This window comes from Pseudomonas sp. G5001, assembly GCF_013385475.1.
In the GTDB taxonomy this organism is placed as follows: Bacteria; Pseudomonadota; Gammaproteobacteria; order Pseudomonadales; family Pseudomonadaceae; genus Aquipseudomonas.
This window is the reverse complement of record NZ_JACAPZ010000009.1, coordinates 63,695-87,128: the sequence shown is the minus strand read 5'-3', so window position 1 is coordinate 87,128 and position 23,434 is coordinate 63,695. Positions and strand designations below refer to the sequence as shown.

Here is a 23,434-nt window from a genome sequence, read left to right as displayed (position 1 = left end):
CGAGGAAATGCCCATGACCGCTATCGCACGTATCACCCTGCTCAGCCTGGTACTGGGGTTGAGTGCTTGTGCGGTCCATCGGCCTCCGTCGCCTACCGGGCCGACTATTCCACCGACAGGGCCGTCGACCCAGCCGAGCACACAGCCAGGCACCCAGCCCTCGGGCCCAGTGATCAAACCGTCGAAGCCGGTGCCGAGCTCCTCGCCGACCTTCGCACCGCCACCGGGTGCGGCCAGCCACTGGGACGGAAAGATGCAGGTGTACGTGCTGGACGAACAGCCGGATACGTTCTACCGCCAGCGCACCTACTACCGCTGGAGCAACGGCTGGAGCCGGTCCATCAGCCCGAACGGGCCTTGGGAAGAGACCGATGTCCATGGCGTACCGCCGGGGTTGAGCAAGCAGTACGCGCAATGAAAAAAGGCGACCTTCGGGTCGCCTTTTTCATGGCTGGTTTGGAATACAGTCCACCCAACAACAAAGCTCAAATGTGGGAGCGGGCTTGCTCGCGAATACGGCGTGTCAGCCAACAAATCGGGCACTGATATACCGTATTCGCGAGCAAGCCCGCTCCCACATTTTGAATCTCGTTTGATTTGAAATTACGCCAGCTCCTCAGTCTGCCTGGGCGCGCTTGTCCAGTGGACCACCCCGGCAATCACCCCCAGCATCACCCCAAACTCCACAATCCCCATCCAGCCCAACCGCGACATCAACCAGCCGCTGACTGTCGCCCCCACCGCACCGCCAAAAAACGTCGCCGTCATGTACAAACTATTGATGCGGCCCTGGGCTTTCGGGTCCACTGCAAACGCCCGGGTCTGGTTGGAAACCAGGCCCGACTGCACGCCGATATCCAGCACGATCACCCCCAGCACCAGCAAGATAATCGAAGTCTCGGCACCCGCCAGCAGCAGGAACGCCAAGGTCACAATCCCGATACTCGCCCCAATCACCTTGCGCGAACCCAGCCTGTCGGAAGCCCGCCCACCGAGCGACGCCGCCAACGCACCCGCCGCACCGATAATCCCGAAGCCACCGGCCCAGGCGCTGCCCAATTGCCATGGCCCATGAGCCAACAGTGCTGCCAGATTCACCCAAAACGCATTGAAGCAAGCCCACAACAACGCCTGCACCATCATTGATTGGCGAATCGGGCTGTTGTCGCGCATCAGCGGCCACAGCGAAGCCAGCAGGCGAGGGTAGGACAGGTTGGTGCTCGGCACGCCTTGTGGCAGCAGCCTGGCGGCACCGATCCACACCGGGATCATGAAGGCCGCCTCCATCGCGTACACCGCCCGCCAGCCATAAGCCTCACCGACCACGCCGGCGATCGTGCGCCCGAGCAGGATGCCGACCATGATCCCGCTGACCACCGTGCCCACATTGCGCCCGCGTTCGTGGGGCTGCGACATCACCGCCGCGAACGGCACCAGTTGCTGCGGTACACAGCTCACAATCCCCAAGCCGAAAGACGCCCCGATCAGCGCCCAGATGCCCGGTGAAAACGCTGCCGCCAGGGCGAAACAGAACGCCAGGGCAATCTGCCCCAGCACCAGCTTGCGGCGGTCAAAACGGTCGCCCATCGGCAGCAGCAACGCCAGCCCGGTAGCAAAACCCAGCAGGGCGGAACCGGCCACCAGATCCACGGTGGTCACGTCCACGCCCATGTCCGAAGCGATCAGCGGCAGGATCGGCTGGGTGCAGTAAATATTGGTAATCACCGCGCCGGCGATCACCGCCATCATGATGATCTTGCCGCGCGGCGCGACCGCAGGCGCTGTGGAAGGTTGGGATGTCATCGGCAGGCCACTCACGGCGCTCTCCTTCAATGCAGATCTCCGGGAAGGAGATGAGTGGCCAACGTTACGCACTCGCGCTTGGCAGGATAATCCCCTAGGATTTGGAATCATCCTTCCAGAATTTGATAGGTTGCCATGAACCGTCTTGAATCCATGTCCATCTTCGTTGCCGTGGTTGATGCAGGCAGCCTGACCGCTGCCGCGCGGCGCCTCGACATGCCGCTGGCCAGCGTCAGCCGCAAGATGGCCGAGCTTGAGACGCACCTGAAAACCCGCCTGCTGCACCGCACCACGCGCCAGCTGTCGTTGACCGATGCCGGCGCCTCTTACCTCGACGCGTGCCGGCGCATTCTTGAAGACATCAGCGAGGCCGAGCGCGCGGCCACTGGCGAATATTCCCAGCCCCGGGGCGAACTGGTCGTTACCGCGCCAGTGGTCTTCGGGCGGCTGCACATCGTGCCGGTGGTGGCGGAATTCCTCGCGCAGTACCCGGAGATCGACATCAACCTGATCCTCACCGACCGCGTCGTGCACCTGATGGAAGAACACTGCGACGTCGCGGTGCGCATTGGCGAGTTGCCCGACAGCTCGCTCAAGGCCATGCAGGTGGGCACGGTGCGGCGGGTGGTGTGCGCCAGCCCGTCATACCTGGCCGCTCGCGGCATACCCGCTGAGCCCCAGGACTTGGCGGGGCATGACTGCATCACCTTCGAAGTGCTGGCGTCCCAAGGGGCGTGGGGATTTGGCGCAGGTAAAACCGGGCTCTCGGTACCGGTGCATTCGCGGTTGTCGGTGAACACCGCAGAAGCAGCGATTGCAGCGGCGACGTTAGGAGTGGGGGTGATTCGGGTGCTGTCGTATCAGGTGGCGGATGCGCTGCGGGAGGAGGCGTTGGCGGTGGTGCTTGAGGCGTTCGAGTCGGCGCCGCTGCCCATCAGTTTGGTGCATAAAGGCCAGTCACCGTTGCCGCTGAAGTTAAGGGCGTTTATGGATTTTGTGATGCCGCGATTGCGCGCCCGCATCGCTCAATAACACCGGGCAGTTTGAACCTGATGAAAATCAAAATGTGGGAGCGGGCTTGCTCGCGAAAGCGGTGGATCAGTCACCCGATGTATTGACTGACCCTCTGCATTCGCGAGCAAGCCCGCTCCCACATTGGATTTATGTTGCCAGTTGGATTTCGGTTTTGATCAGGCCACCGGGCACTCTCGATCCAGCGCTCTATCCACCAACAACAATCCCAACTCCAGCAGTTGTTGCATCGCCAATACCAGGCTGCGGTCTTTGCCATCAATGTTTTCGGAAAGGTCCAACGCCATTGCATTGGCAGACTGGAGTGTTTCGTAGGCGTTGCTCAGCAGTGCTTCCGTTTCAACGTTGGCTGATACGGTGAACAGACTGAAGTGGTTTTTTTCATTGGTGGACGCTTTGGTTTCGGCGGGTTTCAGGTAGTGATCGATGGCCCGCTGGGCGGCGTCCTGAAGCTTGTTTTTTTCAGACTTGGAGCCAGACGTTTCTGGCGGATTGGGCGTGACCTTGTACATGCAATGACTCTCCATTCAGTGGGAGCTCACCACATCTGCGACCAAGCAGGTGGGTGGCGAGCTGTACGCAGGTTGGTCGACCAGGGAATGGAAACCCGGCAGGGCCAGGGCCCTCCCACGCACAGCTCGCCATAAAGCGAACACGATAATGCCGCTTGCGCGGCACTGTGCGCCATTCTAACCCGGGCGACCAAACCCGATCGCTGATGAGCAGCGACTTGGAGAGGCTAGCGGCGAGTTAAGGCTGCTGCAAGCCATAGAGATCGTAGGAAAAATCACCGATTTACCGGGATCTTGATTATTCCTGAAGCGATACTTCGGCAAGGCGCGGCTTTAGAAACTCCAGGGCATCTTTAAACACCTGATGCCACTCTTCTGACGGTTCGCTCGCCAGCGGGTGCCAGAAGAACTGGAACTCGTGGCCGCCATCATCCTCTGCAAAATGGGTCCAGGTATCTGGCAGGTCTTCAGGGATCAGGCATTGATGAAAGGCCCATGTATGCCCCGTGGACGCTGAGTGCCAAGTGCCCAGGTCACGTATCACCTTGCCGGTTATCCCGGCCTCTTCAAGCAACTCTCTAACTGCCGCAACCTCGGTACTTTCGCCAGGCTCCACGCTGCCCTTGACCAGTTGAAGACCTGCCAGTGGGTGTTTGAAGGCGAGGATTTCCAGGGATTGGCGGGTTCGCAGGATGACCGGACATGCCTTGTCTTTTCCCATCACGTTGTCCTTTTGCACATATTGGCGGCCAGCTATTGCACCACAGTCCGGCACATTTCCAATGCCGGGCGAAGACCTTGTGGCGAGGGAGCAAGCTCCCTCGCCACAGGTTAGGTATGGATCGTTCCCACGCTCTGCGTGGGAATGCATCCCGTGACGCTCCGCGTCACCACTGCGCAAGACTTCAATGGACGCAGAGCGTCCGAGGCGGCATTCCCACGCAGAGCCTTGGGAACGATCAACGTCCTACAGCTACTTCCAACCTTTCATCAAACCTTCATCAAACGGTTTTACTCCAGTCATGTGCAAGTCATAGGGCTGACACAGCCCGCGCCTACTGTCGTTTGAACTCAAACGCAGCCACGGATGGCTGTTCAACCAGACAGAGAAGCCCATGACTCCAGCTATCCATGTCGATCATCTGAACAAGACCTTTGCGAAGAAATCCGCGCTGGTCGACCTCGAACTCACCGTTGCCACCGGTGAGATGGTCGCGCTGATTGGCGCTTCCGGCTCCGGCAAGTCCACCTTGCTGCGCCACCTCGCGGGCCTGGCCTGTTGCGACAAGAGCAACGGCGGCAGCGTCAAGGTGCTGGGCCGGGAAGTGCAGGCCAGCGGGCGGTTGAATGGCAAGGTGCGGCGCCTGCGCGCCGACATCGGCTACATCTTCCAGCAGTTCAACCTGGTCAACCGCCTGAGCGTGCTCGACAACGTACTGCTCGGTTGCCTGGGCCGCATGCCGCGCTGGCGCGGCAACCTCGGTTTGTTCAATGCCGAGGAAAAACAGTTCGCCATGGAATCCCTGGCCCGCGTCGGCCTGGCAGACCTGGCCAGCCAGCGCGCCTCCACCTTGTCCGGCGGCCAGCAGCAACGCGTGGCAATCGCCCGCGCTTTGACGCAACGCGCCGAAGTGATCCTGGCGGATGAACCCATCGCCTCCCTGGACCCGGAGTCGGCGCGCAAGGTCATGGAGATCCTCGCCGACATCAACGGCCGCGACGGCAAGACCGTGGTGGTCACCCTGCACCAGGTCGATTACGCCATGCGTTATTGCCCGCGAGCCGTGGCGCTCAAGGGCGGGCGGATTCACTTCGATGGCCAGGCCAGCGAGCTGAGCAGCCAGTTCCTCAACGATTTGTACGGTGCCGATGTCGACACCAGCCTGATGTTTTCCGACCAGACCCGCACACCCGTCGTCCCCGCACGGTTGGCCCTGGCCCGCGCTTGAAACCTTACTAACGACCCACAGGAATCCTCTCCATGTTGAACCGTATCGGTCATGTGTTTCTGTCTGCCGTGCTGCTTGCCAGCGTGGCCATGGGCACTGCCCAGGCCGCCGACAAGGCGATCAATTTCGGCATCATGTCCACCGAGTCTTCGCAGAACCTCAAGAGCATCTGGCAGCCCTTCCTGGATGACATGCACAAGAAGACCGGCCTCACCATCAACGCCACCTTCGCTTCCGACTACGCCGGCCTGATCCAGGGCATGCGCTTCAACAAGGTCGACGTGGCCTGGCTGGGCAACAAGGCCGCGATGGAAGCGGTGGACCGTTCCAACGGCGAAATCTTCGCCCAGACCGCCGCCGCCAACGGGGCTGCCGGTTACTGGAGCGTGCTGATCGTGCGCAAGGACAGCCCGATCAACAACGTCGATGACATGCTCAAGAACGCCAAGAACCTGACCTTCGGCAACGGTGACCCGAACTCCACTTCGGGCTACCTGGTACCCGGCTACTACGTGTTCGCCAAGAACCACGTCGACGCTGCCACCGCCTTCAAGCGCACCCTCAACTCCAGCCATGAAGTCAACGCATTGAGCGTGGCCAAGGGGCAGTTGGACGTCGCCACCTTCAACACCGAAAGCTGGGACCGCCTGGAAGTCACCCAGCCGGACAAGGCCGCCATGCTCAAGGTGATCTGGAAGTCGCCGCTGATCCCGGCCGACCCGATGGTGTGGAGCAAGGCCCTGAGCGACAGCGAGAAGACCAAGATCCGCGACTTCTTCGCCAACTACGGTGACACCGACGAAGAGAAGGCCGTGCTGAAGAACATGCAACTGGGCAAGTTCCTCAAGTCCAGCGACGACCAGTTGTTGCCGATCCGCCAACTGGAACTGTTCAAGCAGCGCACCACCATCAGCGCCGACGACAAGCTGGAAGCGGCTGACAAGGCCAGGAAGCTCGCCGACATCGACGCCGACCTGGCCAAGCTGCAAGAGCGCATCACCGAACTGGACAAGAAGACCGCAGCCAACGGCTAACCCCCTGTAGGAATCGGGTTCATGTGGGAGCGGGCTTGCTCGCGAATACGGTGTGTCATTCAACGCATCCGGCGACTGAGTCACCGCATTCGCGAGCAAGCCCGCTCCCACATTAAGCCCAGTTCCAACCCTACACCGAGAGTGACCCATGACTACCTTGCATGCTGAAGCAGTGGGCAAAAGGACTTGGCCGCAATACCTGGGCTGGGGCCTGTTCCTGGTCCTGCTGGCCTGGGCCTGGCACGGCGCCGAGATGAACCCGCTGGCGCTGTACCGCGACTCCGGAAACATGGCGACCTTCGCCGCCGACTTCTTCCCGCCGGACTTCCACGAATGGCGCTCCTACCTCAAGGAGATGATCGTCACCGTGCAAATCGCCCTCTGGGGCACGGTGCTGGCGATCGTCTGCTCGGTGCCCCTGGGCATCCTGTGCGCCGACAACATCACCCCATGGTGGATTCACCAGCCGCTGCGCCGGGTGATGGATGCCTTCCGTTCGATCAACGAAATGGTGTTCGCGATGTTGTTCGTGGTCGCCGTCGGCCTCGGTCCTTTTGCCGGTGTCCTGGCCTTGTGGATCAGCACCACCGGGGTCCTCGCCAAGCTGTTTGCCGAAGCCGTCGAAGCCATCGACCCGGGCCCCGTTGAAGGTGTGCGAGCCACCGGCGCCAGTGCCTTGCAGGAAGTGATCTACGGCGTGATCCCGCAAGTGATGCCGCTGTGGGTGTCCTACGCGCTCTACCGCTTCGAGGCCAACGTGCGTTCGGCGACGGTGGTGGGGATGGTCGGTGCCGGCGGGATCGGCGTGATCCTCTGGGAGAACATCCGCGCGTTCCAGTTCGTGCAGACCTGCGCGGTGCTGCTGGTGATCATCGTGGTGGTGAGCTGTATCGACGTGCTGTCCCAACGCCTGCGCAAGCAGTTCATCTGACGTCGGAGGGGTGCCCAAGGGCGCTTTTTTTAAGCATGCAGTTGTCTAGACAAGATGAGCCGGTGTACCGCGAACTCGCCGACATCCTGCGCCGCGAACTGAGCAGCTACCAGGCCGGTGAATTCCTGCCGGGCGAGGTGCAACTGGCTGAACGCTTCGGCGTCAACCGCCACACCCTGCGCCGCGCCATCGACGAGCTGGTGTTCGAAGGCAGCCTGTTGCGCCGCCAGGGCAAGGGCACCCAGGTGCTGGACCGCCCGCTGATTTACCCGATGGGCGCCGAGACCTCCTACAGCCAGTCCTTGTCGGCCCAAGGCGTGGGCGTGGAAGCGATGCTGCTCAAGCGCCGCTACTGCTTTGCCAGCCGCGAAGAGGCCCAGCAACTGGGCATCGCCGAGATGGCGCCGATGATCGAGCTGCAAACCCTGCGCAAGCTCGACCACCAGCCGGTCAGCCTGATCCGCCACCGTTACTGCGCCAGCCATGCGCCGCTGCTGGCGGACTACAACGGCGGCTCGCTGCGCCACTACCTGCGTGAGCGCGACATGCCGTTGACCCGTACCCAAAGCCTGATCGGCGCGCGTTTGCCCAACCGCGACGAAGCCGCACTGCTGATGATGCCCCGGCACTTGCCGGCGCTCACCGTATTCACCCTTTCCCGCGATCGCGACGGCCGCCCGGTGGAGCTGGCGCAGTCCACCAGCCGTTCGGATCGCTTCCAGTACCAAGTGGTGACCTGATGGAGACCCCGATGAACCTGTCCCCGCGTCAACACTGGATCGGCGTGCTCGCCCGCGCCTTTCGCAGTGAATTGCTGCCCCATGAAGACGCCCTGCGCGACGTGGATTACCAACTGATCCGCGCCCCGGAAATCGGCATGACCCTGGTGCGTGGCCGCATGGGCGGCAATGGCGCGCCGTTCAACCTCGGCGAAATGAGCGTGACCCGCTGCGTGGTGCGCCTGGCTGACGGGCGTACCGGCTACAGCTATTTGGCCGGGCGCGACAAGGTCCACGCCGAACTGGCGGCCCTGGCGGATGCGCATTTGCAGGGCGCACACCCGAGCCCCTGGCTCAGCGACCTGATCGGCGCACTGGCCAACGCCCAGGCCGAGCGCCGGGCGCAAAAAGAGGCCGACACCGCCGCCACCAAGGTCGAGTTCTTCACCCTGGTTCGAGGAGAAAACTGATGAATGCCCAACGCTTGCAACCGGCCTTTGTAGACCCGGTGCTGGATGCCCAGCGCGGTTTTCGCGGGGCCCTCAAGGCCCTCGCCGAGCCCGGCCTGATCCAGTCCTTGCCCGCGGCCCCCAGCCTTGAAGGCCTGGCGCCGGCTACCTATGCGCTGTGCCTGGCGCTGCTGGATATGGACACACCGCTCTGGCTGGCGCCGTGCTTCGACACGCCGCTGATCCGCGCCAACCTGGCCTTTCACTGCGGCTGCCCGCTGACCGCCAACCGGGAAGAGGCCGCGTTCGCCTTGCTCGGTGAACAGGACTTGCTCGACCTCAGCGGCTTCGACCACGGCAATGACCGCTACCCGGATCAGTCCTGCACCTTGCTGGTCCAGTTGACCGACCTGGAAGCCGGTCGCGCCTTGAACTGGCGCGGTCCGGGGATCAAGACCCAGCGTCAGGTCAACCTGCCGGTGCCTCAAGCATTCTGGCTGGAACGTCAACGCCGCGAGACGTTTCCCCGTGGCCTGGACGTGTTGTTCGCCGCCGGCCATCACCTGATCGGCCTGCCACGCAGCACCCGAATTGCACAGGAGCATGCCTGATGTACGTAGCCGTCAAGGGTGGCGAACAGGCCATCGACAATGCCCACCGCCTGCTGGCGAAAAAGCGCCGGGGCGATACTTCCATTGCGGAACTGAGCGTGGAGCAGATCCGCGAGCAACTGCCGCTGGCGGTCGCGCGAGTGATGAGCGAAGGCTCGCTGTACGACACGGAGTTGGCCGCACTGGCGATCAAGCAAGCGGCGGGGGATCTGGTGGAAGCGATCTTCCTGCTGCGGGCCTACCGCACCACGTTGCCGCGCTTCAGCCCGAGCCTGCCGATCGATACCGTGCAGATGTCACTGAGCCGGCGTTTGTCGGCGACTTTCAAGGACGTGCCGGGCGGGCAACTGCTGGGCCCGACCTTCGATTACACCCACCGCCTGCTGGACTTTGCGCTGCTGGCCGAAGGTGAATACCCGGGCCCGCAAACCACGCCGGATGCGACTCTGGAAGCGTGCCCTCGGGTACTCGGCCTGCTGGCCAAGGAAGGGCTGATCAAGAACGAATCCGACGACACCGGCAGCGTCGCCGACATCACCCGCGACCCGCTGGAATACCCGGCCAACCGCGCCCAGCGCCTGCAAGCCCTGGCCCGTGGCGACGAAGGTTTCCTGCTGGCACTGGGTTACTCGACCCAACGTGGTTACGGTCGCAACCACCCGTTTGCCGGCGAGATTCGCATCGGCGACGTCGAGGTGTGGATCGACCCGGAGGAGCTGGGTTTCCCGATTTGCCTGGGCAGCATCGAAGTCACCGAGTGCGAGATGGTCAACCAGTTCGTCGGCTCGGCCACCGAGCTGGCGCAGTTCACCCGGGGCTACGGCCTGGCATTCGGGCATGCCGAACGCAAGGCGATGGGCATGGCCCTGGTGGACCGCTCGCTGCGGGCCAATGAGTTCAACGAAGAGATCGTCTCGCCGGCCCAGCAGGAAGAATTCGTGCTGTCCCACTGCGACAACGTCGAGGCGGCGGGCTTCGTTTCCCACCTCAAATTGCCTCACTACGTGGACTTCCAGTCCGAGCTGGAACTGATCCGCAAACTGCGCCAACCGGCCGAGGGCACCCGCCATGAATGACCTGACTCAAGCGCCTGCGCGTGACCCGGCGTACAACTTCGCCTACCTCGACGAGCAGACCAAACGCATGATCCGCCGCGCCTTGCTCAAGGCCGTGGCGATCCCCGGTTACCAGGTGCCGTTCGGTGGCCGCGAGATGCCGCTGCCTTACGGTTGGGGCACCGGCGGCATGCAACTGACCGCCGCGATCCTGGGGGCTGACGACGTGCTCAAGGTGATCGACCAGGGCGCCGACGACACCACCAACGCCGTGTCGATCCGCCGCTTCTTCGCCCGTACGGCGGGCGTCGCCACCACCGAAAGCACCCCGGACGCGACGGTGATCCAGACCCGCCACCGCATCCCGGAAACCCCGTTGCAGGCCGATCAGATCATGGTCTACCAGGTGCCGATCCCGGAGCCGCTGCGTTTTATCGAACCGTCGGAAACCGAGACCCGCACCATGCACGCCCTGAATGACTACGGGGTGATGCACGTAAAGCTCTACGAGGACATCGCCACCTTCGGCCATATCGCCACCAGCTACGCCTACCCGGTGATGGTGGATGAGCGCTACGTGATGGACCCCTCGCCAATCCCGAAATTCGACAACCCGAAACTCGACATGAGCCCGGCGCTGATGCTGTTCGGTGCCGGTCGCGAAAAGCGCCTGTACGCGGTGCCGCCGTACACCCAGGTCACCAGCCTCGACTTTGAAGACCATCCGTTCGAAGTGCAGAAGTGGGAACACACCTGCGCGATCTGCGGCAGCCATGAATCGTTCCTCGATGAGCTGATTCTCGACGACGCCGGTACCCAGAGTTTTGTGTGTTCCGACACCTGGTATTGCGCCCAACGGGTCAAGGAGAACAACCAGTGAGCCAGCCTCTTTTGCAAGTGCGTGACCTGTCGTTGTTGTACGGGGAAGAGAAGGGCTGCCAGGACGTCAGCTTCGATTTGTACCCCGGTGAAGTGTTGGGGATTGTTGGTGAGTCGGGCTCAGGCAAGTCCACCTTGCTCTCGCTGCTCAGCGGGCGTCTGCCACCGCAGGCCGGCCACATCGGCTATCGCGGCAAGGACGGTGAATGGCTGGATCTGTACAGCGCCAGCGAAGCCGAACGCCGCACATTGCTGCGCACCGAATGGGGCTTTGTCGAGCAAAACCCACGGGACGGTTTGCGCATGGGCGTGTCTGCCGGCGCCAACATCGGCGAGCGCCTGATGGCCCAGGGCGTGCGCAACTATGAGCAACTGCGTGGCGCCGGCCTCGACTGGCTGGGCCAGGTGGAAATCGACCCGCAGCGTATCGACGACTTGCCCCGGACCTTCTCCGGCGGCATGCAACAACGCCTGCAAATCGCCCGCAACCTGGTCTCCAGTCCACGCCTTGTGTTTATGGACGAACCCACCGGCGGCCTGGACGTGTCGGTACAGGCGCGCTTGCTCGACCTGTTGCGCGGCCTCGTTCGCGAGCTGGATCTGGCGGTGGTGATCGTCACCCACGACCTCGCCGTGGCGCGCCTGCTGGCCGACCGCCTGATGGTGATGCGCCGTTCCCGCGTGGTGGAAACCGGGCTGACGGACCAGATCCTCGACGATCCACAGCACCCTTACTCTCAACTGCTGGTGTCTTCGGTATTGCAGCCATGATGAATGCCTTGATCGAGGTCCGTGACCTCTCGAAAACCTTCACCTTGCACCAGCAGAACGGCGTGGTGCTGAACGTGCTGCGCGGGGTGGGGTTCAGTGTGAAAGGCGGTGAGTGCCTGGTGCTGCATGGCCAGTCCGGCGCCGGTAAAAGCACGTTGCTGCGCACCCTGTACGGTAACTATCTGCCGGCGGGCGGCAGCATCCGGGTACAGCACCTCGGCGAATGGCTGGAGCTGGTCGGTGCCGAACCGCGGGAGGTGTTGCAGGTGCGCCAGCAGACCCTCGGCTACGTCAGCCAGTTTCTGCGGGTGATCCCGCGGGTGGCCTGCCTGGATGTGGTGATGGAGCCTGCCCTGGCCCGTGGCTGGTCGAAGGCCAATGCACAGTCGCGCGCCGAGCATCTGCTGACCCGCCTGAATATCCCACAACGCCTGTGGCAGCTGGCACCCGGTACGTTCTCCGGCGGCGAGCAACAGCGGGTCAACATCGCCCGCGGCTTCATGGTGGATTGGCCGGTGATGCTGCTGGACGAACCCACCGCGTCCCTCGACGACAGCAACCGCCAGGTGGTGCTGGAACTGATGAACGAAGCCAAGGCTGCCGGCGCGGCCTTGATCGGCATCTTCCACGACCGTGCCGCCCGTGAAGCGGTCGCCGACCGCCATTTCGACATGACCCCCGCGCCTGTTGCCCAAGAGGAATACGCCCATGCCCGCTGAACAGATCCTCAGTAATGCCCGGCTGGTGACGGCTGATCGCATGTTCCTTGGCAGCATCGTGCTGCGTGACGGGCTGATCGTCGACATCGCCGAAGGCCGCAGCCAACTGCCCCAGGCCCAGGACCTTGAAGGGGATTTCCTGTTGCCGGGCCTGGTGGAACTGCACACCGACAACCTGGAAAGACACATGACCCCGCGCCCCGGCGTGGACTGGCCGTCGACCTCGGCGGTGCTCAGCCATGATGCGCAGATCATCGCGGCCGGCATCACCACGGTGTTCGACGCGGTGTCCATCGGCGACGTAAACCCCAAGGGCAACCGCATGCAGAAACTGCCGGCGATGCTCAACGCCATCGCGGCTGCAGAAAGCGCCGGCCTGACCCGCGCCGAACACCACCTGCACCTGCGCTGCGAGCTGTGCCACCCCGACACCCTGAGCGTGTTCCGCGACCTGGTGGAAAACCCGTTGGTGCAGTTGGTGTCAGTGATGGACCACTCGCCGGGCCAGCGCCAGTTCGTGCTTGAATCCAAGTACCGTGAGTACTACATGGGCAAGTACCACCTGAACGACGAGACCATGGACGCGTTCATCAAGCTGCAAATGGCCAACTCCAGGGAGTACAGCGACCGCTACCGCGCCGCGATCGTCGAGCATTGCCTGGAACGCGGCCTGTCGGTGGCCAGCCATGACGATGCGACGTTGGCGCATGTGGAGGAGTCGGCGCGCTATGGCATGACCATCGCCGAATTCCCCACCACCCTGGAAGCGGCGCGTGGCTGCCGGCAACTGAACATGAAAGTTCTGATGGGCGCGCCGAACGTGGTGCGTGGCGGGTCCCACTCGGGTAATGTGGCCGCCGCCGGCCTGGCCGCCGAAGGATTGCTGGATATACTTTCCAGTGACTACTACCCGGCCAGCCTGTTGCAGGCGGCGTTTGTGCTGGCCGATCAACAGGATGGCGGCGATCTGTCGCGGGCGATCAGGATGATCAGCCTGGCGCCCGCACACGCGGCGGGCCTGAGTGATCGCGGCGAAATCGCTATCGGTCTGCGGGCCGACCTGGTGCAAGCCAAAAAAAGCCGCGACGGACTGCCCGTGGTCCAACAAGTGTGGCGACAAGCGAAGAGGGTGTTTTGATGGCAGGCAGGTTGATCTATCTCATCGGACCATCGGGTTCGGGCAAGGACAGCCTGCTGGATGCCGCACGACCGCGTCTGGCCGAGCGTGGCTGCCGCATTGTGCGGCGGGTCATCACCCGCTCGGCGGAAGCAGTGGGCGAAGCGGCGCAGGGGGTGAGCCCGGCGCAGTTTGCCGCAATGGAGGCCGAGGGCGCATTTGCCCTCAGCTGGCACGCCAACGGGTTGTCCTATGGCATCCCGCGGGAAATCGATGAGTGGCTGGCGGCGGGGCACGATGTGCTGGTCAACGGCTCCCGCGGCCACCTGGCGCAAACCCGGCTGCGTTACCCGAACCTGCTGGTGGTGCTGCTGACGGTAGACCAAGGGGTGTTGCGCCAGCGCTTGCTGGCGCGGGGTCGCGAATCCCTGGCGGATATTGATCTGCGCCTGGCGCGCAATGCGCGATTCGCCGAGGGATTGAGCGCTGCTGCAGACGTGTTCCTGCTCGACAATTCCGGCCACCTGGAACACACGGTCGAGCGCTTGCTGGGCTGCCTAGACGGGCAACCTGCATGCGCCTGACACTGCTGGGCACCGGCGATGCGCGGCAAGTCCCGGTGTATGGCTGTGAGTGCGCCGCCTGTGGCCTGGCCCGCCATGACCAGAGCCTGCGCCGCCGCCCATGCAGCGCATTGATCGAGTGTGGCGACCAGCGCTGGTTGATCGACAGCGGGTTGCCCGACCTCACCGAGCGCTTCCCGCCGCGCAGCTTCAACGGGATTCTCCAGACCCACTACCACGCCGATCACGCCCAAGGCCTGCTGCATTTGCGTTGGGGGCAAGGGCTGGTGATTCCGGTGCATGGTCCGGTGGATCCGGAAGGGTTGTCCGACCTGTACAAGCACCCCGGCATCCTCGATTTCAGCCAGCCGTTTGCCGAGTTTGAAACCCGCCGGTTGGGTGAACTGAGCGTCACTGCGTTACCGCTGCTGCATTCCAAGCCCACCCTGGGGTATCTGCTGGAAGGTGAAGGGCGGCGCATTGCCTACCTTACCGACACCGTCGGCCTGCCACCCGCCACCCGCGATTGGCTGCAACACGAGCCGCTGGATGTGCTGGTACTCGATTGCTCCATGCCGCCGCAACCGCAGGCACCGCGCAATCACAATGACCTGACGCTGGCGTTGCAATGTATTGAAGAGGTGGGTGCGCAGTTGGGGGTGCTGACCCATGTGGGGCATACGCTGGATGCGTGGTTGTTGCAGCATCGGCGGGAGCTGCCGCGGCATGTGACGGTGGGCTGGGATGGGCGGGTGATTTAACGTGGGAAGTTACGTCAAGCGGTGAAGTCCTGATCGCTGGTGGATTTGGATGAAAAGTTTGAGTGGATGTATCTTTGTTGATGCCGGTTTGGAGTATTCATATTGGCGGCATTGTGTAGGTTTTTGTTTTTTTTCTGATAAACCAAGGCGCTGCCGCAACGGCTGGTGTGTGTTCAGTTGTTTAAATTACAAGTTATTTATTGAGTTTCTTAGCGGGTGTTTCATCGCTTTTAAATGTTTCGGTGAGAACTAAATAAGCGCTGTCCCGTGCTTTCCATGCATGGGAGCTTAATGGCTGATGCCGATTGTTCCGGCTCGTCTATTAATTAAAAGAGAGTGCTCTTTCTCATGAACGTTTTTGACGCGATCTCCATCAGGCCCATGCTTCAAAACTTGCCGGAGTCTGACCCCGGTCCGACTGGCTTCGGCGCGAAAGCCAAGCCGACCTACACCACGGATCAGGCCGGCAAGCAGATCTCGCGGGACAACCTGCGGTTTCACGATCGTAACGGCGACAAGAAAGTTGATCTGTCCTACACCGTCGACCCCAGTTTCACCGCGCAGCAGCAACAACGCGTTCGTCAAGCGGTGCAGTCCTGGCAGGATGTTGCCAACATTAACCTCAAGGAGCAGGCAGATGGGGCAGACGGCACGGTAAACATTAAAAACAACCCTCGCGGTGACCGTGGTGTTGCCACATCACCTACACGCTCCAACACCAGCACGACCGCGACGATAGGCACGCTGAAAGCAGGGAGCAGACCTGGCCTGGGCAGCCACTTTTCGGTGACCGCGGTACATGAAATCGGGCACGCCATCGGCCTGCAGCATCCAGGCAACTACAATGGTGGCGGCTCTACCTACAACAGTGGCGCGGTCTATGCCGGGGATACCAAGGCGCGCAGCGTCATGAGCTACTGGTCGGAGAAAAACCAGGCCGGCCACGACTTTCAGTCTTCGAATCCATCCGCTCCAATGATGGACGACATCGCGGCAGCGCAGCGGTTGTATGGGGCCAATCACCAAACCCGCAATACCGACACCACGTATGGTTTCAACTCCAACACCGAGCGGGAGGCGATGACGCTCAAGAGCGCCACGGACAAACCCGTTTTTTGCGTATGGGACGGCGGCGGTGACGATACGTTGGACTTTTCAGGGTTCTCACAGAACCAGAAGATCAACCTCAATGCCGAGTCGTTCTCTGACGTGGGCGGCTTGAAGGGCAATGTCTCGATTGCCAAGGGGTGCACAATTGAAAACGCAACAGGTGGGGCCGGTCGCGACACCCTGATCGGTAACGAGGCGGGCAATCGACTCAAAGGTGGAGCAGGGGCTGATACGTTGCGCGGTGGCGGCGGAGCGGACATGTTTATCTACGACAAGGCCAGTGATTCCACGCCCCAGGATCCTGACTTGATCGAGGACTTTACCAGCGGTACCGACAAGATCGACCTGTCGGGCGCATTGAAAGAAGCCGGCGTGGGCACCCTGGTGTTCACGGACCGATTCACGGGGCGCGCTGGCGAGGCCTTGCTCAAGTACGACGCCGCCACGGGCCGGTCAAGCCTTGAAGTTGACCTGAACGGCAGTGGCAAAGCCGAGTTGTTGATCAACAGTGTTGGCCAGATCAAGTCGACGGATGTGCAGTGGGCGGGGGCGACGCCTGGGTTCAAGCCGGTGCCATTACCCATGCCAAATGTAGTGCCGTCCCCGGCGCCGCCCCCTGCGCCTGATTCGAAAACGACCACGCTTGCAGTGTTGAACGAGATGATCGCCAAGACATTGTCGACGTTGCTGCAGCTATTGAAAGGTCTGCTTCAACAGCCGGGCGCCCCTGGGTAACCGCCAGAGTGAAGGCAGAGTCTGGCCCTGTTTCCAGTGCCTGGCTCTCAGCCATCAGCACCACGTGGTGCAGCAGCCGGATGTGTAGCAGATTGTTTTCATGCCCTGGTTAGGGCGATGGGTAATTGTAGGTTTATATGTCTCCGGTTTTCTTCGTGTCGCATATTGAATGCAGAGCTGGCCTGATCTGAAACTTCTGAATATAAATATAGTGCGCTTAAAAAATTGGCGATGTGTTTCTGGCTGTTTGGATATTTAAATTGAAACGTTCATAGGGGTGACATTCGGTTTTTTCATGTGAGATTTTAAGGCGGCTGTTAAGTGAAACAGTCGCGTTGAAAGTCTGTTTCCTGATGAATCAAAGTCTCAACTAAAAGGATGTTGTTTTTATGAGAGTCACTGCTTCTTTTGTTAATCCGCCTGTATCAAGTCATGAGCTATCTACGTTGAATGCGGCCACTACCAGTGATGGCGCAACCTCAAAAAAAACCTTCACCACGGATGATGCTGCAAAGCAGATCCTGCGAGAGGGTTCGAGGCATTACGATCGTAATGGCGATAACAAAATCGAGCTTTCCTTCACCCTTGACGATCAATTCTCTGTGCAACAGAAAGCGTCCTTGCGCAAAGCCCTGACGTCTTGGCAGGACGTGACAAATATTGTCTTCAAGGAGGGGGCGACAGGTCCGGATGGTTCAATAACCATCAAGGCCAATCCCGATGACAATGGCGGGGTGTCTGGGCTGCCTAATCGCTGGTACGGTGATATGAGCACTACGGTTGGAACGAAAGGCGCTTCTGATGCCCCACGGCATGGCGATGTTTTTTTATCAACGGCCATACATGAGTTGGGACATGCCCTGGGGCTTGGCCACCCTGGGGACTATGGTGAAAGTGTGCACTCTTATGCAGATGCCCTATACACGCAGGACACCAGAGCCCACAGCGTGATGAGTTACTGGCGAGAAACCAATCATACGGGCCATGACTTCAAATCGCGCGAACCTTCAACGCCAATGAAAGATGATATTGCTGCCGTACAGAAACTCTACGGGGCCAATCTCAATATTCGGAATACCGATACTACTTATGGCTTTGAATCCAATACTGACCGTGACCACTTCAGCCTTGAGTCCTCGAAGGACGCCCCGATATTTTCGGTATGGGACGGGGGCGGGAATGACACGCTGAACTTTTCGCTATTTTCCCAGAACCAGAAGATCAACCTGAATGCGGAGTCGTTTTCCAATGTGGGTGGCTTGAAGGGTAATGTGTCTATCGCCAAGGGCGTTGTCATTGAAAATGCCACAGGTGGCTCAGGTGACGATGAGCTCATAGGGAATGAGTCCGGCAACCGGCTCAAGGGTGGAGCGGGTTCAGACAGGTTGACAGGCGGCGCAGGCGCGGACGTGTTTGCTTACGATAGAGCGAGTGACTCGACACTCACCAGGCCTGACGAAATCCTGGATTTCACCAGCGGCACAGACAAGATCGACCTTTCGGGCTTATTGAAAAATACCTCAATCAAGCATTTCAACATTGTTGAGCGGTTTACGGGGCGTGCTGGCGAGATTGTCCTGAGCCATGACCCGCGCAGCGGAAACGGTAGTCTGGGTCTTGACACCACTGGCAGGGGCAAAGCGGATTTTCTGATTAAGAGCGTGGGTGGCATTCAGGCCAGTGACATAGTCACTGGCGGGGCATACGAACCTGGAGTTTCCAAGCCGGAGCCCCAACCAGAGCCCAAGCCAGAACCTCAACCGGACCCGAATCCGGACCCTTTTCCTGCTCCGCACGATACTGTCTATGGCTTCAACTCCAACACCGGTGATCCCTTCCTTAGCCTGCATTCCCAGAGTGGCGCTCCCAGGTTCCTGGTGAGGGACAAAGGTGGCGATGACACCCTGGACTTTTCGGGCTTCCGGCAGAACCAGACCATCGACTTGCGCGAGGGCGCAGCCTCCAGCGTAGGCGGCTTGCGCAATAACGTTGGTATAGCCAAAGGTGTCACCGTGGAGAATGCGATTGGCGGCTCAGGCCGTGACACGCTCATAGGCAATACGGTGGATAACGTTCTCACCGGCGGGGCAGGTGGAGATACGCTCTGGGGTGTGGGCGGTAGAAACACGTTCAGGTATGAGAAGGCCAGCGACTCGGCCTATGACGACGCTGACCTGATCATGGATTTCACCAGTGGCCAAGACACAATTGATCTGACGGGTTTAATGACAGAAGTCGGAACGCCCTTGCGGCTGGTGGATAGCTACACGGGCCGTATTGGAGATACCGTCGTCAAATACAACCAGCAGAGCGGGCGTTACTTTGTGGGCATCGACTTACTGGGACGGCGTCAGACAAACTTCCTGCTTAAAAGCACACGCTTGATCCGGCCAGAGGACGTGATCGGTCTGTCTACTCACCTGCGCTGAAAAGCAACGCGCCAGGGCGCTCGCCATCCTCCTGGAGGGGATACCGCCCATAAATCCCTGGGCGGTAATTCCCAATCAGTCAGCAAGCCCTTGACCTCGTCACTCGTCATTTCTGGCGGATGCGGCGTTGGAGCCGTTGATGCGGTTGTAAGGTGGGTCAGGCAGTCGCCACCGCCCCTTGCCGCGAGGCGCTCAAGAAGCGCAGCAACGCCACCAGCGGGAATGCGCTGCCCACCAGCATCACCCCCAGCCAGCCGCCGTGTTCGTACACGCTGCTGGCAATCGCCGAGCCGAAGGCGCCGCCGATGAAGATGCTGGTCATGTACAGCGCGTTCAGTCGGCTACGGCTGTTGGCGTCGAGGGCGTAGATGGCGCGCTGGCCAAGGACCATGTTCATCTGCACGCAGAAGTCCAGGACCACGCCGGTCACCGCCAGGCCGATCACGCTGTACAGCGGGTGCACGAAGGCCGGCAGGAAGCTCAGTGCGGCAAACAGCATCGCCAACAGCGAAGCGCGGTGGGTGTGGCCGGCATCCGCCAGGCGCCCGGCGATGGGTGCAGCGATGGCGCCCAGGGCGCCGACCAGGGCAAACAGGGCGATCTGGCTTTGGCTCAGGCCGTGGTTGCGGGACAGTTCCAGCGGGGCGGCGGTCCAGAACAGGCTGAAGGTGGCGAACATGCAGCCCTGGTAAAACGCGCGCTGGCGCAGCACCGGCTGGCGGCGCAGCAAGGTGCCCAGCGAGGCGAGCAACTGGCCATAGCTGGCCGCGTGATCCGGTTGGCGCTTGGGGATGGTCAGCATCAGCACCACGCTGATAAACGCCATCAGTGCCGCGGCGGCCATGAACATGGCGCGCCAGCCGAAGTGGTCGGCCACCACGCTGGACACCGGTCGCGCCAGCAGGATACCCAGCAGCAAGCCGCCCATGATGCTGCCGACCACCCGGCCACGGGATTCAGCCGGCGCCAGGTGCGCCGCCAGCGGAATCAGGATCTGTACCGACACCGAACTGAAGCCGATCAGCAGCGACACCAGCAGGAACAGGTTCGGCTGTTCGGTGAACGCCGCACCCAGCAGGCTGGCGATGGCCACCACGGTGGTGATGATCATCAGCCGGCGGTTTTCCAGCAGGTCGCCCAACGGCACCAGGAAGAACAGGCCCAGGGCATAGCCGATCTGGGTCAGGGACACGATCAGGCTGGCCATGGCCGGCGTGAGGCCGATGTCCGGGGCGATCAGCTCGATGATCGGTTGCGCGTAGTAGATGTTGGCGACGATGGCGCCGCAACAGAACGCAAACAGCATCACCATGCCTCGGGTCATCGTGCTTGTAGCGGGGGGCGTGGCGTTCATGGCGTTCTCATAAAAGCGAAGGATTGTGGCGAGCGAGGATAAAGACTGGCCCCGGGCGGGAGTAGCCTGTCTGTGGTGATAACACTCATGCCGGGAATTAATGACTGAAACGTTAACTTTCGCGCTGAAGGTCGATGATACATTCAGTCACAACTGCATAAACAGGAAATCGACTGCCATGAAGACGACATTCAACAAGATGCTCCTGGCCTCCAGCCTGGCTGCGCTGATGACCGTGGGCGTTGCCCAGGCCGCAGATGCCCCACGTGTCGGCGTGCGGGGTGCGATTACCGCGATGGACGGCGACGCGATGCACGTCAAGGTCAACAGCGGTGAAGACGTCACCGTGCACCTGACCAAGGACACGCAGGTGCGTGCGGTCACCCTGGCAAAAATCGAAGACATCAAGCCCGGCAGTTACATCGGTTCGGCGGCCATGCCCAACGCGGATGGCACCCTGACGGCGCTGGAAGTGCATGTATTCCCACCGGCGATGGCCGGTACAGGCGATGGGCACCGTGCGTTCGACCTGAAGGAAGGCAGCAGCATGACCAACGGTACCGTGGGTGACCTGGTGGTGAGCGATGGCCGCACGTTGACCGTCAAGTACAAGGGCGGCGAGCAGAAGATCGTGGTGCCGGATGATGTGCCGATCGTCAACCTGGAGCCGGGTGATCTCAGCTTGCTGAAGCCTGGGGTGAAGGTGGTGATGTTTGCGGCGAAGGGCGCGGACGGGAGCGTGACGGCCCAGGCGATTTCTGCGGGTAAGGATGGCGTGACACCGCCGATGTAACGGCTGTAGATAGATCGTTCCCACGCTCCGCGTGGGAATACATCCAGTGACGCTCTGCGTCACCATTGCGCACGGTCCAGGTCTTGCGGCGCGACCTGGACGCGGAGCGTCCTACGATGCATTCCCACGCGGAGCGTGGGAACGATCAGCGATCAGGGTGCGGATTACTGCCCGGAGTAGATCTGGTCAAAAACCCCGCCATCATTGAAGTGGGTCTTCTGCACGGTGCGCCAGTCGCCAAAGGTCTTCTCTACCGACAGGAAGTCGACTTTCGGGAAACGGTCGGTGTACTTGGCCAGCACTTTCGGGTCACGTGGACGCAGGTAGTTGTTGGCGGCAATTTCCTGGCCTTCCGGCGACCACAGGTACTTCAGGTATTCTTCGGCAGCCACTTTGGTGCCTTTCTTCTCGACCACTTTGTCGACGATCGAAACCGGCGGCTCAGCTTCTGCGGAAACGCTCGGGTAGATCACTTCGAACTGATCACGGCCGAATTCACGGGCGATCATTTCTGCTTCGTTCTCAAAGGTCACCAGCACGTCGCCGATCTGGTTGGTCATGAACGTGGTGGTAGCGGCACGGCCACCGGTGTCCAGCACGGGCGCGTGCTTGAACAGGTCACCGACAAACTTCTTGGCCTTCTCTTCGTCGCCACCGTTTTTCAGCACATAACCCCAGGCCGAGAGGTAGGTGTAGCGGCCGTTACCGGAGGTCTTCGGGTTCGGCACGATGACTTGCACGCCATCCTTGAGCAGGTCCGGCCAGTCTTTCAGGGCTTTCGGGTTGCCTTTGCGCACGATGAACACCGTGGCCGAAGTGAACGGCGCACTGTTGTTCGGCAGGCGGGTAACCCAGTTGTCCGGCACCAGTTTGCCGTTGTCCGCCAGGGCGTTGATGTCGGTGGCCATGTTCATGGTGATCACGTCAGCCGGCAGGCCGTCGATCACCGAGCGCGCTTGTTTGCTCGAACCACCGAAGGACATCTGCAGGGTCAGCTTGTCGTTTGGATGCTCGGCGGCCCAGTGCTTCTGGAAGGCGGCGTTGTAGTCCTTGTAGAAGTCACGCATCACGTCATAGGAGACGTTGAGCAGGGTGACCTGGGCGGCCTGGACGACGCCAGCCAGTGCGAGGCCGGCGGCCAGGAGAGAGGCACTAACGAGTTTTTTCACTGCTCATTCCTTGTTGTTCGAGAAGGTTTTTGAAACGCATGGGGGCAATATGCCAGCGACTATAACGGGGGGCGCATAGTCGCTTAAAGATTAAAAAGAACTTTGCTTATTCCAGTTTCTTGAAAAGCGCGCTGCCACACCGTGAGCAAAACGCTGCATTGGGCTCATGGCTGTTTTTCTTGCACACCGGGCAATCCGTTTGCAATTGCTCACCGCGCATGGCGTTGGCCAGTTCGGCGGTGAAGATCCCGGTGGGCACCGCGATGATCGAATAACCGGTGATCATCACCAGCGACGAAATCACCTGGCCCAGCGGGGTCTTCGGCACGATATCGCCAAAGCCCACGGTGGTCAGCGTCACGATTGCCCAATAGATGCCCTTGGGAATGCTGGTAAACCCGTGCTCCGGGCCTTCGATCACGTACATCAAGGTGCCGAACACCGTGACCAGGGTGCAGACGCTGACCAGGAACACCACGATCTTCTGCTTGCTGCCCCGCAGCGCCGACATCAGGTAGTTGGCCTGCTTGAGGTACGGGCCGAGCTTGAGTACGCGGAAAATCCGCAGCATCCGGATGATTCGGATAATCAGCAGGTACTGCGCGTCGCTGTAGTACAGCGCGAGGATCCCGGGCACGATCGCCAGCAAATCCACCAGCCCATAAAAGCTGAAGGCATAGCGCAACGGCTTGGGCGAGCAATACAGCCGCAGGCCATACTCGATGGCGAAGATGATGGTGAAGCCCCACTCGATATAGGCCAGCACGTTGGCGTAGTTGTCGTGGACCTCCTGGATGCTGTCGAGGATCACGATCACCAGGCTGGCCAGGATGATCAGCAACAGGGTGCTGTCGAAGCGTCGGCCGGCCGGGGTGTCACTTTGGAAAACCATGACGTAGAGACGCTCACGCCAGTGCTTGTTGCTGTCCATGGAAGTCG

24 protein-coding genes are annotated in these 23,434 nt (G+C 61.1%); 18 read left to right on the top strand and 6 right to left on the bottom strand.

What is annotated here, in order from left to right; translation table 11 throughout:
- Window positions 1–13: 13 nt before the first annotated feature.
- Entirely contained in the window at window positions 14–418 is a 405-nt protein-coding gene (locus HX805_RS08505) for a hypothetical protein (protein WP_003210627.1), read from the top strand.
- 185 nt (window positions 419–603) lie between these two features.
- Here the strand turns inward: HX805_RS08505 and HX805_RS08500 are convergent, their stop codons facing one another.
- Window positions 604–1,803, bottom strand: coding sequence for an MFS transporter (locus tag HX805_RS08500; RefSeq protein ID WP_102370293.1), 1,200 nt, complete (start codon window positions 1,801–1,803; stop codon window positions 604–606).
- Window positions 1,804–1,938: 135 nt separating this feature from the next.
- Here HX805_RS08500 and HX805_RS08495 point away from each other — a divergent pair, with 135 nt between their 5' ends.
- On the top strand, window positions 1,939–2,835 hold the full coding sequence (locus HX805_RS08495; protein WP_177116761.1) for a LysR family transcriptional regulator: 897 nt from the start codon (window positions 1,939–1,941) through the stop codon (window positions 2,833–2,835).
- Between the two features lie 158 nt (window positions 2,836–2,993).
- Here HX805_RS08495 and HX805_RS08490 read toward each other — a convergent pair whose 3' ends face one another.
- Window positions 2,994–3,347 (bottom strand): DUF6124 family protein, encoded by a 354-nt coding sequence (locus HX805_RS08490; protein ID WP_087694315.1) that lies wholly within the window; start codon window positions 3,345–3,347, stop codon window positions 2,994–2,996.
- 298 nt (window positions 3,348–3,645) lie between these two features.
- On the bottom strand, window positions 3,646–4,068 hold the full coding sequence (locus HX805_RS08485) for an NUDIX domain-containing protein (RefSeq protein ID WP_177049318.1): 423 nt from the start codon (window positions 4,066–4,068) through the stop codon (window positions 3,646–3,648).
- A gap of 394 nt (window positions 4,069–4,462) precedes the next feature.
- On the opposite strand from HX805_RS08485, the gene phnC reads away from it, so the two are divergent.
- The 15 genes from phnC to HX805_RS08410 all read left to right on the top strand — a co-directional run bounded on the left by phnC (window position 4,463) and on the right by HX805_RS08410 (window position 19,179).
- Window positions 4,463–5,296 carry a phosphonate ABC transporter ATP-binding protein gene (phnC, locus tag HX805_RS08480; RefSeq protein WP_003210623.1) on the top strand — a complete coding sequence of 278 codons (834 nt, stop codon included), beginning with the start codon at window positions 4,463–4,465 and terminating at the stop codon, window positions 5,294–5,296.
- Window positions 5,297–5,328: 32 nt separating this feature from the next.
- Complete coding sequence (gene phnD, locus HX805_RS08475) at window positions 5,329–6,330, top strand: phosphonate ABC transporter substrate-binding protein (RefSeq protein WP_003210622.1); 1,002 nt, start codon at window positions 5,329–5,331, stop codon at window positions 6,328–6,330.
- 148 nt (window positions 6,331–6,478) lie between these two features.
- Window positions 6,479–7,261, top strand: coding sequence for a phosphonate ABC transporter, permease protein PhnE (gene phnE, locus HX805_RS08470; RefSeq protein WP_033897602.1), 783 nt, complete (start codon window positions 6,479–6,481; stop codon window positions 7,259–7,261).
- A gap of 35 nt (window positions 7,262–7,296) precedes the next feature.
- Entirely contained in the window at window positions 7,297–8,001 is a 705-nt protein-coding gene (phnF, locus tag HX805_RS08465; protein WP_023659262.1) for a phosphonate metabolism transcriptional regulator PhnF, read from the top strand.
- A gap of 11 nt (window positions 8,002–8,012) precedes the next feature.
- The gene (phnG, locus tag HX805_RS08460) at window positions 8,013–8,450 is read left to right on the top strand and encodes a phosphonate C-P lyase system protein PhnG (RefSeq protein ID WP_003210619.1); all 438 of its coding nucleotides are present in this window, start codon (window positions 8,013–8,015) and stop codon (window positions 8,448–8,450) included.
- Window positions 8,450–9,040 (top strand): phosphonate C-P lyase system protein PhnH, encoded by a 591-nt coding sequence (gene phnH / locus HX805_RS08455; protein WP_063028147.1) that lies wholly within the window; start codon window positions 8,450–8,452, stop codon window positions 9,038–9,040. The genes phnG and phnH overlap by 1 nt, the downstream gene beginning before the upstream one ends.
- Window positions 9,040–10,116, top strand: coding sequence for a carbon-phosphorus lyase complex subunit PhnI (locus tag HX805_RS08450; protein WP_134327103.1), 1,077 nt, complete (start codon window positions 9,040–9,042; stop codon window positions 10,114–10,116). Before phnH ends, HX805_RS08450 begins: the two co-directional genes overlap by 1 nt.
- Window positions 10,109–10,975 (top strand): alpha-D-ribose 1-methylphosphonate 5-phosphate C-P-lyase PhnJ, encoded by an 867-nt coding sequence (locus HX805_RS08445; RefSeq protein ID WP_008434764.1) that lies wholly within the window; start codon window positions 10,109–10,111, stop codon window positions 10,973–10,975. The genes HX805_RS08450 and HX805_RS08445 overlap by 8 nt, the downstream gene beginning before the upstream one ends.
- Complete coding sequence (phnK, locus tag HX805_RS08440) at window positions 10,936–11,745, top strand: phosphonate C-P lyase system protein PhnK (protein WP_085984643.1); 810 nt, start codon at window positions 10,936–10,938, stop codon at window positions 11,743–11,745. Before HX805_RS08445 ends, phnK begins: the two co-directional genes overlap by 40 nt.
- On the top strand, window positions 11,745–12,464 hold the full coding sequence (gene phnL, locus HX805_RS08435) for a phosphonate C-P lyase system protein PhnL (RefSeq protein ID WP_177019620.1): 720 nt from the start codon (window positions 11,745–11,747) through the stop codon (window positions 12,462–12,464). Before phnK ends, phnL begins: the two co-directional genes overlap by 1 nt.
- On the top strand, window positions 12,454–13,602 hold the full coding sequence (locus HX805_RS08430) for an alpha-D-ribose 1-methylphosphonate 5-triphosphate diphosphatase (RefSeq protein WP_177116760.1): 1,149 nt from the start codon (window positions 12,454–12,456) through the stop codon (window positions 13,600–13,602). Before phnL ends, HX805_RS08430 begins: the two co-directional genes overlap by 11 nt.
- Entirely contained in the window at window positions 13,602–14,165 is a 564-nt protein-coding gene (gene phnN, locus HX805_RS08425) for a phosphonate metabolism protein/1,5-bisphosphokinase (PRPP-forming) PhnN (protein ID WP_003210611.1), read from the top strand. Before HX805_RS08430 ends, phnN begins: the two co-directional genes overlap by 1 nt.
- Entirely contained in the window at window positions 14,156–14,905 is a 750-nt protein-coding gene (gene phnP, locus HX805_RS08420) for a phosphonate metabolism protein PhnP (protein ID WP_177116759.1), read from the top strand. The genes phnN and phnP overlap by 10 nt, the downstream gene beginning before the upstream one ends.
- 348 nt (window positions 14,906–15,253) lie before the next feature.
- A complete protein-coding gene (locus tag HX805_RS08415; protein ID WP_177008370.1) occupies window positions 15,254–16,750 on the top strand; it encodes a M10 family metallopeptidase C-terminal domain-containing protein in 1,497 nt (498 codons plus the stop codon).
- Window positions 16,751–17,139: 389 nt separating this feature from the next.
- Complete coding sequence (locus HX805_RS08410) at window positions 17,140–19,179, top strand: M10 family metallopeptidase C-terminal domain-containing protein (RefSeq protein ID WP_177116758.1); 2,040 nt, start codon at window positions 17,140–17,142, stop codon at window positions 19,177–19,179.
- 157 nt (window positions 19,180–19,336) lie between these two features.
- On the opposite strand, the gene HX805_RS08405 is transcribed toward HX805_RS08410, so the two are convergent.
- Window positions 19,337–20,533, bottom strand: coding sequence for an MFS transporter (locus tag HX805_RS08405; RefSeq protein WP_032899318.1), 1,197 nt, complete (start codon window positions 20,531–20,533; stop codon window positions 19,337–19,339).
- A 178-nt stretch (window positions 20,534–20,711) separates the two neighbouring features.
- On the opposite strand from HX805_RS08405, the gene HX805_RS08400 reads away from it, so the two are divergent.
- Window positions 20,712–21,326: a DUF5666 domain-containing protein gene (locus HX805_RS08400; RefSeq protein WP_177116757.1), complete on the top strand. Its 615-nt coding sequence runs from the start codon at window positions 20,712–20,714 to the stop codon at window positions 21,324–21,326.
- A 164-nt stretch (window positions 21,327–21,490) separates the two neighbouring features.
- Here HX805_RS08400 and HX805_RS08395 read toward each other — a convergent pair whose 3' ends face one another.
- The gene (locus HX805_RS08395; protein ID WP_177116756.1) at window positions 21,491–22,495 is read right to left on the bottom strand and encodes a sulfate ABC transporter substrate-binding protein; all 1,005 of its coding nucleotides are present in this window, start codon (window positions 22,493–22,495) and stop codon (window positions 21,491–21,493) included.
- Between the two features lie 106 nt (window positions 22,496–22,601).
- Window positions 22,602–23,426 carry an ion transporter gene (locus tag HX805_RS08390; protein WP_177008368.1) on the bottom strand — a complete coding sequence of 275 codons (825 nt, stop codon included), beginning with the start codon at window positions 23,424–23,426 and terminating at the stop codon, window positions 22,602–22,604.
- Window positions 23,427–23,434: the final 8 nt, after the last annotated feature.